General features: G+C 39.7%; 11 protein-coding genes. 5 read left to right on the forward strand and 6 right to left on the reverse strand.

What is annotated here, in order from left to right; all coding sequences use genetic code 11:
* Positions 1-52 precede the first annotated feature (52 nt).
* The 3 genes from K5Q58_RS19380 (at position 53) to K5Q58_RS19390 (ending at position 3375) form a co-directional block, all read left to right on the forward strand.
* Positions 53-1099, forward strand: coding sequence for a LacI family DNA-binding transcriptional regulator (locus K5Q58_RS19380; RefSeq protein WP_220755499.1), 1047 nt, complete (start codon positions 53-55; stop codon positions 1097-1099).
* A 205-nt stretch (positions 1100-1304) separates the two neighbouring features.
* Complete coding sequence (locus K5Q58_RS19385; protein WP_220755500.1) at positions 1305-2264, forward strand: transporter; 960 nt, start codon at positions 1305-1307, stop codon at positions 2262-2264.
* 178 nt (positions 2265-2442) lie between these two features.
* Positions 2443-3375 (forward strand): DUF808 domain-containing protein, encoded by a 933-nt coding sequence (locus K5Q58_RS19390; protein ID WP_220755501.1) that lies wholly within the window; start codon positions 2443-2445, stop codon positions 3373-3375.
* Positions 3376-3386: 11 nt separating this feature from the next.
* On the opposite strand, the gene K5Q58_RS19395 is transcribed toward K5Q58_RS19390, so the two are convergent.
* From K5Q58_RS19395 to K5Q58_RS19415, 5 genes are all read right to left on the reverse strand, one after another.
* The gene (locus tag K5Q58_RS19395; protein ID WP_220755502.1) at positions 3387-4733 is read right to left on the reverse strand and encodes a GGDEF domain-containing protein; all 1347 of its coding nucleotides are present in this window, start codon (positions 4731-4733) and stop codon (positions 3387-3389) included.
* Positions 4727-5827 (reverse strand): ABC transporter substrate-binding protein, encoded by a 1101-nt coding sequence (locus K5Q58_RS19400; protein WP_220755503.1) that lies wholly within the window; start codon positions 5825-5827, stop codon positions 4727-4729. The genes K5Q58_RS19395 and K5Q58_RS19400 overlap by 7 nt, the downstream gene beginning before the upstream one ends.
* A gap of 208 nt (positions 5828-6035) precedes the next feature.
* On the reverse strand, positions 6036-8555 hold the full coding sequence (locus K5Q58_RS19405; protein ID WP_220755504.1) for a glycoside hydrolase family 15 protein: 2520 nt from the start codon (positions 8553-8555) through the stop codon (positions 6036-6038).
* Positions 8556-8670: 115 nt separating this feature from the next.
* A complete protein-coding gene (locus K5Q58_RS19410) occupies positions 8671-10254 on the reverse strand; it encodes an MFS transporter (RefSeq protein ID WP_259651402.1) in 1584 nt (527 codons plus the stop codon).
* Between the two features lie 854 nt (positions 10255-11108).
* A complete protein-coding gene (locus K5Q58_RS19415) occupies positions 11109-13088 on the reverse strand; it encodes a glycoside hydrolase family 97 protein (protein ID WP_259651403.1) in 1980 nt (659 codons plus the stop codon).
* A 550-nt stretch (positions 13089-13638) separates the two neighbouring features.
* Here K5Q58_RS19415 and K5Q58_RS19420 point away from each other — a divergent pair.
* Together K5Q58_RS19420 and K5Q58_RS19425 are read left to right on the forward strand one after the other, a co-directional pair.
* Positions 13639-15888: a molybdopterin-dependent oxidoreductase gene (locus tag K5Q58_RS19420; protein WP_220755507.1), complete on the forward strand. Its 2250-nt coding sequence runs from the start codon at positions 13639-13641 to the stop codon at positions 15886-15888.
* 23 nt (positions 15889-15911) lie between these two features.
* Positions 15912-16454, forward strand: coding sequence for a 4Fe-4S dicluster domain-containing protein (locus K5Q58_RS19425; protein ID WP_220755508.1), 543 nt, complete (start codon positions 15912-15914; stop codon positions 16452-16454).
* Positions 16455-16686: 232 nt separating this feature from the next.
* Here the strand turns inward: K5Q58_RS19425 and K5Q58_RS19430 are convergent, their stop codons facing one another.
* Positions 16687-17130 (reverse strand): hypothetical protein, encoded by a 444-nt coding sequence (locus K5Q58_RS19430; protein ID WP_220755509.1) that lies wholly within the window; start codon positions 17128-17130, stop codon positions 16687-16689.
* Positions 17131-17338 lie beyond the last annotated feature (208 nt).

Consider the following 17338-nt stretch of genomic DNA (forward strand, 5'->3'; position numbering starts at 1 on the left):
TATAAACAGAGTGTGAGTACCTAAAATAACTATAAAAAGGCCTGATGCTAATATGACATCTAAAGCTACCTCAATTGATATCGCCTATCGCGCAGGTGTTTCTCAGTCAACTGTTTCTCGGGCGTTGAGAAACAGCCCCTTAGTCAATCTAGAAACTCGTCAACGAATTCAAGCCATTGCCAAAGAGCTTAATTATAAAGTTGATAAAAATGCCAGTAATCTACGCACTCAAAATAGCCACACATTAGCTTTATTAATCTGTGAAGATCCGACCAACGATGAATCATTAATTAACCCTTTCTTTTTGTCCATGCTCGGCTCAATCACACGAGCTACAGCGCAACAAGGCTATGATTTATTAGTTTCTTTCCAACAGCTTTCCAGTGACTGGCACGCTGATTACGAAGACAGTAATAAAGCTGATGGTATTATCTTGTTAGGTTACGGCGATTACGTGGATTATGAACACAAGCTGCAAAAACTTTTAGAACAAAATACCCATTTTATTATTTGGGGGGCTGAACATAATAACAAAGAAGTCTTATCTATTGGTTGTGACAATCATCAAGGTGGTGTAATTGCCACTGAGCACATTATCTCTCTGGGATTAAGTAAGATTGCTTTTTTGGGTGATGCATCTGAACACAGCCCTGAGTTTCGCGACCGTTACCTTGGCCATGCAGAAGTGTTAAAAAAACAAGGTATTAAACTGAATAAAAAATGTCAGTTTGATGCGATTAGCACCGAAAGTTCAGGTTTTGATGCTGCAATGAAACTTTTAGATAGCGGTCATGGGTTTGAAGCCATTTTTGCTGCAAGTGATCTTATCGCCATTGGGGCTATTCGCGCACTTAAAAAACGTGGTGTTAGAGTTCCAGAAGATATAGCAGTGGTTGGTTATGATGATATACCTGTTGCAAGCTTTGCTAACCCTTCGCTAACGACAGTGAAGCAAAACACTAAGCTTGCGGGGGAAATCTTAGTAGAAAGTTTATTGAAATTAATTCGAGGCAAAGAAGTAGGACCCCAACTTATTCCAACTAATATGGTGGTTCGTCATTCTTGTGGCAGTAATGCTGACTCTGAAGATGAGTCATAAACGTGAAAATATGGCTGTGAATTTATTTGAATCAAGATAGTCATTGAATGGGATTAAGTCGCTATTACTCCAGAGCTATTACTCCAGAGCTATTACTCCAGAGTATTGGCGGCAAAATTTAAATAGCCTTTTGTTAAAGGTTTGATTTAGCGCTCAGTTATTTAAGAAAAACTTCGAACGTAAACAATTCAATATAAGAGCAATTATGGATAATGCTTCGAATCAATCTGACCACTTTACAATTTCAGTTTGCTCATTTTCCTCTAGGTATACATTCATCATTGTTGCCCTATGCAGCTTACTCTATTTGATAGCTTTTTCAGTTAACTCACAAGATCTCGAACCCCGCAGTTATACAAATATACCTATCGATATGCATTTTATGGCAGCGGGATACCTGCATTCAGAAGGTGCGCTATCTCCGTCTCCATCAGTACCATTAAAAGATGCAGAGTTGAACCTTGATGCTGCCGTTTTAGCTTATGCTCATTCATTTGCATTAGCTGGTAGCTCTGCAAAAGTTGATATGTCGATGGCTAGAATTTGCATGCAAGGTTCAGCAAATTATCAAGGCGAGATAGTTGAAGCTGATCGCTGTGGATATGGCGACCCTAATGTGAGACTTACCTGGAACTTCTATGGTGCGCCAGCTTTAGAGCGAAAAGATTTTGCTAAATATCAAGAAGGCTTAGTGATGGGAGCCAGTTTACAATTAAGTATACCGCTAGGTACATATGACGAAAATAAATTGATTAATGCCGGTGCTAATCAATGGGTGTTCAGACCCGGCTTCGGCATGTCTTATACCGTTGGCGATTGGCAATACAGTGCGATGACCTCGATTCGGTTTTATAGTGATAACGACAAGTTTTATAACCAAACATTTCTTGAAAAACAGGCACAATATACCTTTCAAGGGCATATTATTTATAGTATTGCTCGAGGACAGTGGCTGTCATTAAGCGGTAACTATTTTATTGGTGGTGAAACAAGCAAGAACGGCATTGATGCAGATGATGAACAAGACAACTCACGGTTTGGGCTCACATACTCTTTAGCTTTCAATCAACACCATAGTATGAAACTTTATGCCAGTACCGGTGTTATTACCCGAATTGGTAATGATTTCGATACGCTGGGGCTTGTCTGGCAATATGCTTTTTAACTGAGTCATTATGGCCTGTGTCGCTCATTTTATCGATAACACAGCTGATTGATAACACAGTTTATTGATAATTTAGTTCATTTAAAGCAACGTTTATTGAATTGGTACTCACAAGACGTATGTTTAAATCTCTCAGCTATAAATAATAGAAACGCATTAAACAACGCAAGGAAGAAACATGGCAGGTGCAAGCTTATTAATGTTATTGGATGACATAGCTGCGATTTTAGATGATGTTGCTGCAATGAGTAAAATTGCGGCCAGAAAGACTGCAGGTGTGTTAGGTGACGACTTAGCCCTTAATGCTCAGCAAGTCTCAGGTGTTGCCTCAGAGCGAGAATTACCCGTAGTATGGGCCGTAGCGAAAGGCTCCTTTATGAATAAACTCATATTGGTACCTGCTGCATTACTCATCAGTGCTTTTATTCCTTGGGCGATCACTCCGCTGTTAATGTTTGGTGGTTTATTTTTATGCTTTGAAGGGTTTGAAAAAATTTATCACTCCTATGTCCACCGAAAAGACAAAAAAGACGACATTTCAGAACAAGAGTTTATTGAAAAGTCTCAGCAAGATATTGACGATTTTGAAAAGAAAAAAATCAAAGGCGCTATCAGGACCGATTTTGTTCTATCAGCTGAGATTATTGCTATAAGTTTGGGCGTAGTCGCTGAAAGTAGCTTGCTAAGTCAATTTCTTACCTTGAGTGTGATTGCTATAATCATGACTGTTGGGGTTTACGGATTAGTCGCCGGTATTGTTAAAATTGATGACTTGGGGCTGTACTTAACTCAACGAAAAGGTGAGGGCACATTGGTCGCAATGTGGCATAAGCTTGGCTTTTGGTTACTTGCTTCGGCGCCTTATTTGATGAAAGGGTTAACGATTGTGGGCACTATTGCCATGTTTATGGTTGGAGGCGGTATTTTAACTCATGGTATTCACGCGATCAGTGCCCAGATAACAGTGATAGCCACAATGGTGAGTGACATAAGCTATATTGGCGGTTTACTTGGCGTACTCACTCCAAGCATTTTAAATGCGGTGTTTGGCGTGATTGCAGGTGCGATAGCGCTAAGCTTGATAAATCTACTATCGAAAATACGCAGTTAACCCTCATAACACTATTTGTTTAATTGCGCAGCATCGAGTAAATCAACATGGGCAAGTAACTCTTGCCCATAAAAACAACCACTTCCTTTGATCTGTTTGGCCTTATACATAAATTCGTCAGCTTGTTTGATTAAACTGTCTCTTGTATTAGCTTGAAATGGAAAATAGCTAACTCCCATACTGATATTTATTGATAGCTCTGAATGATTAATCCTAATTGGTGTGCTAAGGGAATCTAAAATCGTTTGTGCCTTATGGGCTATTTGGTCAAAGTTATCTACTAAGCCTAAGCAGATCACAAATTCATCACCACCTAAGCGCCCAACAATATCTGATTTACGTGTACAGGCCTGTAACCGTGACGATACTTGTTGTAGCACCTCATCACCGGCGTCATGACCAATTGAATCGTTTATATTTTTAAAGTCATCAATATCTAGAAAAAACAACGCCACCTTGCTTTGTGAAATTTTAGCGTTGAGTAAAATACTATCGATTGCTTTTTCTAAAGCTCTACGATTCATAATTCCGGTTAAATGATCTTTCTCAGATAGAATTAATAACTGCTGTTTTTGCCTCTCAAGCTCACTGGTTTGTCTATCAACTTCTTGTTGTAACGCTTGTTTTGACACCATACTCGCATCAAGCTTGCTGGTCATATTATTGAAGAATGAAGCCAGCATGCGAAATTCAGTATCTAAATTCTCGGAGTTTATTTTATGGGTCAATTCACCTTTTGATAGTTCATGTATCCCAAGCTTTATTCTGCCGAAACCTATCTTGAAACGTTGATAGATTGAGAAATTAATTGCAAGTACGAACATGGCTGCAAAAATTAACCCCAGCGCTGAATAAAGCATGACAGATGTGATAGATAACTCGTTGCTGTCTAGCGTTTTCTTATTTAAATAGGCAACTTCTTCCGACATGTTTTCGATCAAAATATTATAGCGGTAACGTAATAGCTGACGGGCTTGGTTAATTTGTTGCTCAGATAGTCTATTTGATTGGATTGAAAGCCTTTGCTCTTGTGATATTAATGACGCCATGTCATCGGTTAATTTTTTAAGGTTAAAAATACGTTGAGTATAAAAACTTTGCTTTTCCAGTTTAAGCGCAAGTGTTTGATGGGATAACTTTACTTGAGTATAGCTGGCACTGTCTTGTCTTTGAGCAAATAACCACAATTGGCTGCGAAGGTCATCAATATTTTGCTGTAAACCAGAAAAAAACCTAAGCGCATCTGTCGTTTTATGCTGAGCTGAATGAATTTGTAAAAACGAAAAACTTAACAGCAAAGTAAAAATAAAACTAACGCAAAGCAAAAGTATCAGTTTTCCATTGATGGAATTTACCATTTCGCCTCCTTGGAGGCTTTGGATTGTTCAAATGGTTGTCTATAAATAACGTCACGAAAGTTAGGCTCTTGTCCTTCAACTAGACCACCTTGTTTTGCCCAGTGAGATTGAGTTTGCAGGCTTGATAGTAGAGAATTACCGATCGATAATCTAAATATGTAATCATTCCATGACCATTTAATTTGGTTTAATGGTACGTCAAGGTGTTTAGCCACGATAAGCATTGCTGCATCTGGGTGACTGTTTATCCAGTTTATTGATTGTTCCAGTACATTGATAAGTGAGGTTACTTGCTTATTTTTAACGTTGTTATCTAGTGATAATTTAGATCTTTTAGCGATTAAGTTGAAGCTAAGTTGGTAAATACCTTGAATGCCTAAATTGGTAATTGTGCTACTGGCACTCATGTTTAGTTGATATCCATAAGGCTCCCAAATAGATATTGCATCCACTTGATTTGCAATTAAGGCATTAACCAGCTGTTTAGGTGATAGGTATACTTTATCGATATGAGACACATCACCACCTTGTGCTACCAGTAAGGTGTCGAAATAATATTCGCTAGCACTGCCTTTGACTATACCAACCTTATTAATATTGGTTTGGGCTGGGTTTTCTACTGAGTTACTTATGTTAGTGCCAGTAATTGCTTCTTTAGAGTCTTGATTGTTATTAAGCAGCAGATCCTTGTTTAAAGTAAGCAGCTTTAAATCATTTGTGGATTGGACAAAACTGGTTAACAAGGCAATATCTTGGGTTTGGTAGCTTTTAAACATCACTACAGACTCTGACACAGTTGCATAGTCAACTTGATCAGCAATTAAAGCCTCGCTGCAGGCAACACCGCCAAAACATTCGACCAATTGTACATTGAGATTAGCTTGTTCAAACATCGCAAGATGTTTTGCAATGATAAAAGGCGCAGTAAGCGGTGTTTGAGAAACGCCAATTTTGATTTCTGCAATATGAGTTTGGGTAGAAACTCTGGTAGATAGAGTAAATAACAATAATGTGAGTGCGACACAGCTAATAAAGGTAATGGCCAGTCTTATAGAGATAGTCGAGTATAGTATGGCGCAGCGCTTACTTTTCAAAGTCCATTCCTTAGACAAATAAATACCTATTGTTAATACTAGAATAACTAACAATTTTTGTGTGGTTATTTAAAGTTTTTTTACGATTATTTTGACTGAATTAACTAATGCGATGCAAATTAGCTCAAATCACTGCTTGGATGATGCAAAAAAGCCACTTAATAAGTGGCTTTTTTGGGCTGAAAGATTACTAAAGATCCAATGGTGATTACTTAAGTCTATCTGCAACCACAGGGTAGAAATCCCAAACAGCTTTATCTGTCATAGATCGAACTAACTTAACGTATTCGGCATGGGTCCAAGCTAATGGTGTCGCAGAGTTTGTTCCTTGTCCCATTTCGTAGTTATAGCGTGTTGGGTTACCCACACCATCCCAAGATTGCTCTGGCAACATCATCCCTTCATTGGCAAAGGTTTCCATCCCTTGGACATAGGTATTAATGAGCTGCTGATGAACTTCAGGTGTTAGCGTATCAGTTGACTTCGCTAGAGCTAATTCGTAGTGGCCACGCTCACCAGTAAAGAAAGGCCAAACGCGACCGCGTTGATCTGCAGTATTGCCTTTTTCAGCGTAACTTAACCCCGTGGTGATATCTTCACCGTAACCGTCGTTACCATAGCGACGATAACCAGGAACTGTACTGCCATCTTTCGCGGTAAATTCATACTTTACTCGCAGGTTATGCTCTAAAGACGTATCGTCTATAAGCATGACACTGTTTTGAATGACGCTATCACTGGCATCTTTAACGCCATAACGGACTAACTCTAAAAAACCACCATCCAAAATGGTACGTTGGTCTAAGCCTGGCTTACCATTATTATCAAGTAACTTGTCATTATTGTTCGGGTTACCGTTAGGACTAATACGGACATAATAAGGTTTATTATCTTTAGCCAGGTTGCCGTTATTTGTCACCATGGTCGTTTCTAAACTGGCTTCAAGTTGTTTGGCGATAGCTAAGTACTCAACGCCTTGGCCATCTTTTGCAAGTTTGGCTAAATCACTGGCTGCTACAAGACCTGCTATCACTGCAGCAGTCGTAGAAGGGGAGAAACCGGCTTGCTCTTCCCAGCGCTCTTGTTGAGTATTAGGTGGAGTAATTTCAGTCTCGTTCCAGTCGAGTTTTACTTTACCGCCAGTCACTAAAAAGTCTGCTGCAGGTTTCAGCATTTCTTGATACCACTGGGTAATTTCAGCGTCAGTTAAAACACCAGCTTGCCATAATTTCCAACCTAGCATGATTGGCATTGCAGTTTGATCTAATTGGACGCCAACCCATTCTATTTCACCATCAACATGAGTTTTTTGTAAGAACCAACCGGGTGTACCTACATATTCAGGTGTTTGTTGACTGACTTGTACCTTTTTCAAATACTCAAAGGCAACTTTAGGTGTTTCGGTATCGCCCATAGCCAGAAATGCCATAGCGCATTGATAGAAATCACGCGGCCATACAGCTTTATAGCCAGTGCTACCTACTTTAGCTGAAACTGAATCGCCCCAAGGGTTTGATAGAGATGCAATCAATGCACCTGCGTGGGTTTTGTCTTCTTGGGCTTTTAATACCAGTGCGCTGGTATAAAGTAGTTGTCCATCATCGGTGGTATTAGCGCTCATGGCGTTTATAGCAGGTAAAGAGGCTAGGTAATCTTTCCATCCGACATGTTTTTCGTCGCCTAAATATGCACTTAATACTTTATCGTAGCCCGCAGCTAGCGTCGCTTCAGTATTCGCCATACTACTTTGCTTATCAGCGCCGAAACCAATCACCACATTCATCTCAAGTGTGTTGCTACCTTGTGCTTTATTGAGTGTTGGGTATTGCGCGGTAAGTGCAACGTTACCTGCAGAGTTGTTATCACTGTTAGAAGTAGTTAGATAAAGATTATCCAGTTTGCCATTGTCTTTTAAGTCAACTAATCCACCAGATGTGCCAACAAAACCTGCACTAGCTTGAGTGAAGGCTACATCTGATTTGATGGTCATCACTGATGAATCAGCGTTGCTGGTATGGGCAATAAGTGCTTGGCCTTCTACTGACGCAATATCATTGGCTCCGCTATTATCAATATGAGGGTTAGCATATAGATGCGGAGTAATACCATCAGCAAAAGCCGTGAACAGCACTTTCATCATCATGCTGTCACGATTAGGATCGGTGAAAAAATGTTTCTCAATTTGATATTGACCATTTTTTGCTTTGTTGGTGACTTTATAGGCTAAAGATAGTGGGCGACCTTGTTCATCTTGGTGTAAATATTCAATGGTGCTGATGGTGTCTTCTTTTTCTGTATCGACGAAGTCTTCGCCAGTGATGACAAACTGCATTTCTTTCAGCTGGGCATTGTGGATCATGCCGTACATGGTTTCAGTTAACACTCCTTGGGCAAGCGAAAACCATACTTTACTAACAGGGTTTTCAGCGCTGCTTTGGTATTGACCATCAACATAAGGCTCATAAGAGGTTCCAATGCCTGTTTTGCCCGAAAAAGCCCATGTTGGATCGATACCTGGAGCACCTGGTGCTACGTTAACAGGTGCGATGGTTACAGTTGATTTGGCAACTGCTGGAGACGTTTGTTTTTGAACACTTTCTTTAGTAATTGAATTAGTATCTGAACAAGCAGATAGGGTTAAAATTGATGCACTAATAATGACGGTATTAACTGCTTGTGCGATGGCCAATCTTTTAAGAATGGCTTTATTATTTAACAAGGTTTTCATTACTGACGTTCCCCAAATTGAATTCTTTTTTATAAATTTTTTGTTTTTTGATGAGGCAAATCCCTCATCAATATAATTTTTGTAAAATGATGATTGGTCCTATTATGATTAGTCCTTAGACATCATGAGTGGGTTGCTCAACAAATAGCACTGCGATACCTGCAATAATCATAAATACGCCACCTGTAATAAGTGCAAAAATCGGTTCACCGTCAAACAAAGTTTTTAAAATCACACCTAATACACTCGCCGCAAGTAGCTGAGGAATGACGATAAAGAAGTTAAAAATACCCATGAATACGCCCATTTTCTTAGGCGGTAAAATTCCCGATAACATGGCGTAAGGAACTGAAAGAATTGATGCCCAAGCGATACCAACACCAATCATAGGTATCCATAATAAGGCTGGGTCTGTGATGAAGAAGAAGCTGATTAAACCTAAGCCACCTAACGAAAGGTTAATGGTATGAGCAAAGCGAATACCAACAGCTTTAGCAAGAAAGGGAATGGCAATAGCAGCTAATGCAGCAAAGCCATTGTATGAAGCGAATAACATCCCAACCCAGTCAGCGCCGTCATTGTAGGCTTTAGTTAATACATCTGACGTGCCGTAATGATATGAAGTGACTGCTGATGTGGTGTAAATCCACATTGCGAACAAGGCAAACCATGAAAAGAATTGCACGATAGCAAGTTGATGCATTGCTTTTGGCATATGAAATAAATCATCTACTACATTAAATACCATGCCTAAAGATTCACGTTCTGAACTTTGATTGGACTTAACGGTTTTGAGTGCCATTGAGCAATACCATTGCAGTGGACCAAAAGCGAAAATACCAATCGTTAAAATATACAGTTGTTTATCTAAATCAAAACCAAAAACAAGCCCTGTGGTGATAGCACCGAGTGCCATCCATAACATAGCGGCGAACTGGTATTGACTCGCAGTGCGTGAACGTTGCTCGTCGTTTGATTCTTTGCCACTTTCAGCTTCATCTTGAGCCTGAAAAGCGCTGATTTCTTCTGGCGAATATTCTTTTGATGTAATGATTGTCCAACCAACAGCTAGAAATAATACTGCTCCTCCAAAGTAAAAGGCATATCGCACTGAGTCTGCTATTTGTCCTTCTGGTGCGGTATTAGCGACATCAAAATAATTGGTTAATATATAAGGTAGGGCTGATGCGACTACTGCGCCAACACCAATGAAGAAACTTTGCATTGCATAGCCTTGAGTACGTTGACTCTTAGGCAGGTTATCGCCCACAAAAGCGCGAAATGGCTCCATGGCAATGTTGATTGATGCGTCCATGATCCATAGCATGCCAGCTGCAACCCAAAGTACTGGAGAGTGAGGCATGATGAACAAGGCGAGGGTAGTACAGATTGCACCAATTAAAAAGTAAGGGCGGCGACGACCAAGACCATTCCAAGTGTTATCACTTAGGTAACCAATAATGGGTTGAACAATTAGCCCAGTCAAAGGCGCAGCAATCCACAGGATTGGAATTTCATCTATTTCGGCACCTAAGGTTTGAAAAATACGACTGACGTTAGCATTTTGAAGCGCGAAACCAAATTGGATCCCCAAAAATCCAAAGCACATATTGAAAATTTGCCAAAAGTTTAATTCTGGTTGTTGACGACGCTGTACCGGAGCTGAAGCCTGAGGCTGGTTATTATTCTCGGCAGACATGTATCTTCCTTTATGTTCCATTTTAAATGGTCGTTCAGCATCATGGCTGAATTCTTATTGTTACTGTTTTTTACAGAACTATCGTACTCGTTATTCTTGTTAGTTAACTTTGCTAGGTTCCCATTTCGACTTGGTTAAATCGAAAGTTAAAAAAATGGCGAATACTCATCTCCCTTAGACGGGTATTCGCCAAAGACCTCGTATTCTTAACTTCGGTTGATAATGAAGGTAAGAAAGGTACTCAAAACCTAACACAACCCGATGAAGGTGATGCGTCAGTAACGACCTAGCCCATTCCATCCCCACAAGCAGAGGAAGAAATTTAGCAGGTTTTATATTAGCCTTGAGGCGGAATTTGGCACAACTAATTACATACGTATTCATCATTTCTGCACAACTAAATATGATCAAACTTGTAACAGTACTGTGGTTGGAGTTTCGAATTTTCAAGGATCGCATTAGTTTTTATTATTTTTAGCTAAGTTAGGGCCTGTTGATCTTTCAAGGTTGTTTTGCAGCGAATTGTTAGCCATTTATACAAGGCAGAAACTTTGTGATGTAGTTATTCTATATAAAAAGTCTATAACGCAGTGTAAATGGCTAACAAACGTTGCCCAAAGGGTTCGACTAAAAGTGTTTTACTCTTTGTTGGATGAATCTTTTTAAATGAAGAGTTGCTTAGATGACTAGGCATCAATCCATCCGCCTCAATTAAAACGCTTTTATCTCGAACGAAATTTAACCAGTAAAGAACAACAGGCCCTAATGTAAATGAAGGAAAACCTGAAGGCAATGAAGATATTGCACATCAGGCTTTTGGGGGAGAACCGAGTTTTGAAATCTAGTATTTGATATTAGATTGCTTTAAAGCGGATAGCTGTTCCTCCACTTGTCGCCAATGATAATGTTAGTTTATCTTTAGCAGTTACGGTCTTAGTTTCAATGACATAGTCATAAGGATTGGTCTCCCAGTTAGCTTTGTCACCGTCACGATATATTTGTGCTTGGTATTGTTTATCAGGAGATAAGAAATCCAATTTAATATCAAGCTTACGAGCATTTTCATCAGTCAATGCACCTAAATACCAATCTTCTGAACCACGGTCTTTACGGGCAAAAGCAACAAAGTCTCCGATTTCACCAGCGACGGCGATACTCTCGCTCCAATCAGTTGGTACATCTTGAATAAACTGGAATGCATCTAATCGATCGACATAGTTTCTCGGTAAATCAGCAGCCATTTGAATTGGGCTATACAGCACAACATATAATGCTAATTGTTTAGTGAGGGTGGTTTGCACACGATTAACCGCATCTAACCCTTTAGGTGCAAGGTTAAATATACCCGGAGTGAAATCCATTGGGCCTGACAACATCCGTGTATATGGTAAAATAGCCGTATGTTCTGGATTATTTGGCGGTGTGCCCCAAGCGTTGAACTCTTGTCCTCGGGCGCCTTCACGGGCTATCCAGTTTGGATATGTGCGGCGCAGACCGGTATCTTTTATCGGTTCGTGAGTATTAATGCTGATGCCCCGTTTAGCGGCTTCAGTCACACTGTGGAGGTATTCATTGACCATGAATTGTCCGTCGTGCCATTCATGGCGGGTAATACCGTTTTCATCAATTCGCTTGATGTCACCACCATCTGCGACATAGCCCGTTTTTATTTGGGTTACCCCATGCTTTTTATATAAATCGTATGCATCACTCATTTGATTACGGTAGTTCGATACTGAGCCTGACGTTTCGTGATGACCTATCAATCGAACATTTTGTTTTGCACCGTATTCACTAACAGCATCAATATCGAAATCATCATAAGGCTGAGTAAAGCTGAACACATCACCATTATGAAACCAACTGCCGTCCCAACCAATATTCCAGCCTTCAACCAAGACACCATCAAAACCGTATTTGGCAGCAAAATCCATATAGCGTTTAGTTTCGCTAGTTGTTGCGCCATGTTTTTCGCCTGAACCCCACGTATTTTCATTTAGATGCATTCCCCACCAAATACCCACGTATTTACCAGGCTCAACCCAGGACACATCACCGAGTTTGTTAGGTTCATTTAAGTTAAGAATTAAATATGAATTTAGTAACCCTGTGGCTTTTTCGGCAATTTGAATAGTACGCCATGGTGTGGTGAACCCAGGTTTAGTTTTCACTAGCGTGCCGTCTGACCATGGCGTTAAATCGGCTTTTAGTGTGCCATCTCGTCGTTGATCAAGCACCATAGCAGCGTAGTCGGTTAAAGCTGCTTCATGAATGCTTAAATGAAGACCCGATTTGAGCTTATAGGTAAACGGGGTATGGGCACGATCTACTTTATTTACGCTGGTGGTGTTATATAAGTATTCGTAACGATTCCAGCCACGACCGGGGATCCACCACGCGGTGGCATTATGTGAGTCAGGTACAGTAAATTCTGTTAATTCATTAGTGATATTTAATGAAGTCTTAGTGGCAAGAGACTGTTGTGTTGGGACTGTATATCGAAAACCGATACCATCGTCAAAAGCTTTGAATTCAACTGTGAAGGTATATTTACCGTTAGAAAATGAAGTTACTAGCTTATTATGCTTGTCATCTATCCATTCCCGTTCGCCCCAAGGCTGCTGCCAACGAGACTCTGATGAATTAATCTTGGAGGTTGTAATATCAAAACCACTGCCAAACTCACCCAAAGTTTCAAAAACTAAGCCTAAACGTGAGTTTAATACTGCATCTTGACCATTAAAGCTCACCTTATATTCTGGTCTATCGCCATCGTCAGTTAGGCTGACAATGATTTGCTTATCAGGTGAACTCACTGTGACCGTTTTTGCCATGGCACTGTTATGTGTGCCTAATAACGCGAAGGCAACCCCAATCGATAGTGATGAGAGTTTCAATATTGATAAGGGCGGTTTTGAGCAGCGGAAGGTATTTGACGCGAGTGACATTATAGCTCCATTTTTATTATTGGTTTTCCTTAACCCATAGTAGAGCTGTTAATAATTTAGCTGCAATTTGTTGCATACGTATTCAATTAAATATCCACAATCTAATTTAGTTTATTCGATAAATTTTAAAAAATGCATATCTAGCAATACAGCAAAACCGAGAAAAACTAATAGTTGTATCAAGCTTTTTTTGTTAGGTGACTGAGAGTTATTGGCTGCAATATTACACCTGTTTCGAAACTGTTTTATAAGCGTTGCTACTTTTTGAGTATAACTCAATTCTGACAAATTTGATTTGCAGAAACAGCAATTGTGACAATGATTTAATTGTAGCTAAATCTATGACGCAATTAGGTTTTATGGCTTAAATTTCTACATGGTAAAAGTTCGATTTGTTATGGTTTATCTTAAATAACAAAAGGGAAAAATCATGGTGATGAATAGACGTAGCTTTTTAAAAGGCAGCAGCGCATTTGCATTTTCTGCGAGTATTATGGGGTGTTCAAGTAGTGATGATGACACGACCGAACCACCAGTAACAGAACCACCAACACCTGAACCAGACGGTGTATTTCACACAACTTGTCCTCGAAACTGCGGTGATAGATGTAGCCTGTTAGTTTCAACCAAAGATGGAGTGGCAGTGTCTGTAACGGGCGACCCTTCACATCCTGTGACAGCCGGTACACCTTGTGTTAAAGGTCATGCATACCTTGAGTCTATTTATAGCCCAGATAGAATTCAACAACCTATGAAACGTGTAGGCCCACGTGGACCTGGTGCGACTTTTGAGCCTATTAGCTGGGAACAAGCCAATAGTGAAATTGCGGCAAAGTTAAACGAAGTGATCGAGACTTACACTGGTAACGCAATCGTTCCTTATTTCTATTCTGGTTATAGCGGCATTGGGGCAAGCTCTGGCGCTAACCGTTTTTTCAATCGTATCGCTAGCCGTAACTTGCAAAGAAACATTTGTGCCAGTGCGGGTTATTCAGGCATGAGTTCAATTTTAGGCGAGTTCTCGGGCCCAAGCCCTGAAGACTACGTGAACACTAAGTGTTTCGTGTCATGGGGAACGAACGAGCAAGCCACCAATATTCATCATCTAAAATTTATTAATGAAGCCCGTGATAAAGGCGCAAAAATTTTAGTGGTTAACCCTGCAAGAACGCCATTAGCTTCGCAAGCTGATATTTGGTTGCAACCAACACCAGGTACTGATGCGACATTGGTTATTGGTATTTCAAAAATATTAGTTGAAGAAGGTCTACACGATACTGGCTTTATCGATGCACATACGCAAGATTATGATGCCTTATTAGCGCGTCTTGAAGAATTTACTCACGACCAAATCGAAGCTGAAACGGGTGTGAGTAAAGCACAATACCAAGCCTTTGCAAGAGCTTACGCGGGTGCAGAATGTGCGATGATCCGAATTGGTTACGGCTTACAACGTACTCTAAACGGTGGTCGTATGGTGAAAGCCATTCCAACGATTGCAGCACTAACGGGTAATATCGGTAAAGTCGGTGCAGGTGTTGTTTACTTGAATACTCAATCTGGCGGCTTGTTTGATTGGGGATACTCTGGTGGTGGTCACTTAACACCAGAAGATGCTGTTAGAGATACAGTAAACATCAGTGAAATCGGTAAATCATTACTGCCTGAAGATTATCAGCATGAAGATGGCCAAGTAGGCCCTTTAGCCTACGATGAACCGTGTGATCCGATTAAAGCTATGATTGTTTATTCAAGTAATCCAATCGCTATTGCCCCTGACGCTGATTTAATTGAAATTGGCTTAATGCGCGAGGATTTATTCTTAGTCGGTATTGATTTATTCCAAACCGATACAATGGATTATGTTGATTACTTATTGCCAACATCCAGCTATATAGAACAAGCAAATATGATCGATAGCTATCATTGTTACTATGCTAAGCACAGCACGCAAGCAATCAGCCCGTTATATCAATCAAAACCCGATACTGTTATTTTCCAAGATTTAGCAAAAGCCATGGGTTACAGCGACCCAGAATTTAGTGAAAGTATCGATGATATTTTACGTGGTAGTTGGAAAGGTAACATCAGTTACGACGAATTGTGTGTTCAAAACTGGGATAGTCCAGTTGTTGATTATCCATTCCGTAAAAACTATGATTTCCCAACGCCAAGCGGAAAGATTGAATTTAAAGATACCAGTGGCACATACTTTGATCCTGAAAAATTCAATCCAGTCATTGATACTGGCACACCTGAATCAGATGAATTTGCAACTAAAGGTATGACTGACGAAGAGAAGGCGCGTGAATTCCGTTTACTTTCACCTGCTCATCCCAAATTGAGTAATTCACAATGGGCTAACGTTAAATATATCGAAGGTACTTTTCCGCAGCATACCGTTTATATACATCCAGATGATGCGATGCGTAAAGGGATCAGTGATGGCGACCAAGTTAAACTCGTTGCCAGTCGTTATGGCCAACGTGATGTGACGATTCAATATACTGCAAGAGTAGAGCCGATGACCGCCACTGGCACTATCTTCGCTTGGAAAAATGCTTGGAAAAAGCTTAATGAAAATGGGAGTGGTACAGCGATTAATCAGCTGACCAATAGTGAGTTAACCGACATGAACCATGGTTCTACTTTCCACTCAACTCGTGTTGATATCGCTTTGGCGTAACCAATTCATTAAGGAATAAACAAATGACTGAACAAAAATGTTTTGTATTTCGTCAAGAAAACTGTGTAGGTTGTGAAGCATGTACCGTTGCCTGCCAAGCAGGTAAAGATTTAAATGAATTCATAACTTTACGCGATACTAGTCAAGGTGAAAAAACCAATAACCAAGGCAAGCAGATAGCAGTATTTTTAAGCCAATCATGCCATCACTGTGCTGATCCGGTTTGTGTTGAGAAATGTCCTGAAGGCGCAATGGTGCAACGTGCAGATGGTATTGTGTATATTGACGATAGTATGTGTATTGGTTGTGGAGCATGTAAATTTGCTTGCCCTTATGGTGCGCCTAAAGTTGACCCTAACCGCGGTATTTTATCTAAGTGTGATATGTGTAAAGACCGACTGGCAGAGGGTGAAAAACCGTATTGTGTACAAGGGTGTCCTGTTCAAGTTCTGGATGTAATGGATCAAAGTGAAGCTCTTGCTTTACCAGGAGCCAGCTTATCGGGCGACGGCCATCAGGATTTAGGTACGGGTCCTTCGACGGTATTTATTAAACTACGTAATTAATATTATAATTTTAATTTATAAAATTTTAACTTACTAAAATTACAATTCGTTAAATTTAAGCCTGAAGAATATTTCTTCGGGCTTTATTTTTATTGATATAACAAGCCAGCTTATGCTGGCTTGTTATATATGTTTCTACACCTTTTTTACTAATAGAACTGTTATGGGTATAACAGTTCTCTAAATGAAACTACATCATTTTATAAAACAACCTAATACTTTATTACTAGATTTATACTGTGAATCGTGTATTTCTACGTTGATTTAACTCTCTAATATGTTTATCCCAGTTATTACCAACTTGAATTACTGAACTTGCATGATCTAATAATTCTTGGTTATGTGATAAATCAATATCTAAAGCAAAACCTCTCGCTAATGCAATAATTGAATAATCTGTTTTAGTAATCGATTTTTGATTGATGCTGGCATTGATTATAACGCTAAAACCAGAGAAGAAAGCTGATAATAGCTCAGCTTCAGTTAAGCATTTTGGCATTGTTTCGACACGTCTAAAATCAGAAATAACGAGGCTTGATAGCTTTCTACATATTGCATCAATCGATTTGGCAGGGTTTGATGATTCAAGCCAAACTGATTCATTTTGTAGGCTTTTTTCAATGGCGCTAGCGAGTTCAGCAGCACGCCATCTCTCTTTGAAACTCATTACTAACATAAATCTACCTATCATGTTCAATAGCAATAATTTAATAATACGATTTATTTATTAATGGATTAATGATCTAAGTTACTGTCTTAAATAAATCGTATAAATTGTTTTATATTAATTGGAATGTATCACAGACATTAATAATAACCTGAAATAGTATGAAGGTAATTAATTAAGAAGGAAATGACATGACTAATGCTGACAACGTTAAATC

The organism is Shewanella sp. KT0246 (assembly GCF_019654955.1).
GTDB lineage: Bacteria > Pseudomonadota > Gammaproteobacteria > Enterobacterales > Shewanellaceae > Shewanella > Shewanella goraebulensis.

Coding starts and splice junctions, on each gene's coding strand:
- K5Q58_RS19425 (WP_220755508.1), top strand. CDS start 15,912: ATGACTGAACAAAAATGTTTTGTATTTCGTCAAGAAAACTGTGTAGGT.
- K5Q58_RS19430 (WP_220755509.1), bottom strand. CDS start 17,130: ATGTTAGTAATGAGTTTCAAAGAGAGATGGCGTGCTGCTGAACTCGCT.
- K5Q58_RS19410 (WP_259651402.1), bottom strand. CDS start 10,254: ATGTCTGCCGAGAATAATAACCAGCCTCAGGCTTCAGCTCCGGTACAG.
- K5Q58_RS19420 (WP_220755507.1), top strand. CDS start 13,639: ATGAATAGACGTAGCTTTTTAAAAGGCAGCAGCGCATTTGCATTTTCT.
- K5Q58_RS19415 (WP_259651403.1), bottom strand. CDS start 13,088: ATGGCAAAAACGGTCACAGTGAGTTCACCTGATAAGCAAATCATTGTC.
- K5Q58_RS19385 (WP_220755500.1), top strand. CDS start 1,305: ATGGATAATGCTTCGAATCAATCTGACCACTTTACAATTTCAGTTTGC.
- K5Q58_RS19390 (WP_220755501.1), top strand. CDS start 2,443: ATGGCAGGTGCAAGCTTATTAATGTTATTGGATGACATAGCTGCGATT.
- K5Q58_RS19380 (WP_220755499.1), top strand. CDS start 53: ATGACATCTAAAGCTACCTCAATTGATATCGCCTATCGCGCAGGTGTT.
- K5Q58_RS19395 (WP_220755502.1), bottom strand. CDS start 4,733: ATGGTAAATTCCATCAATGGAAAACTGATACTTTTGCTTTGCGTTAGT.
- K5Q58_RS19405 (WP_220755504.1), bottom strand. CDS start 8,555: ATGAAAACCTTGTTAAATAATAAAGCCATTCTTAAAAGATTGGCCATC.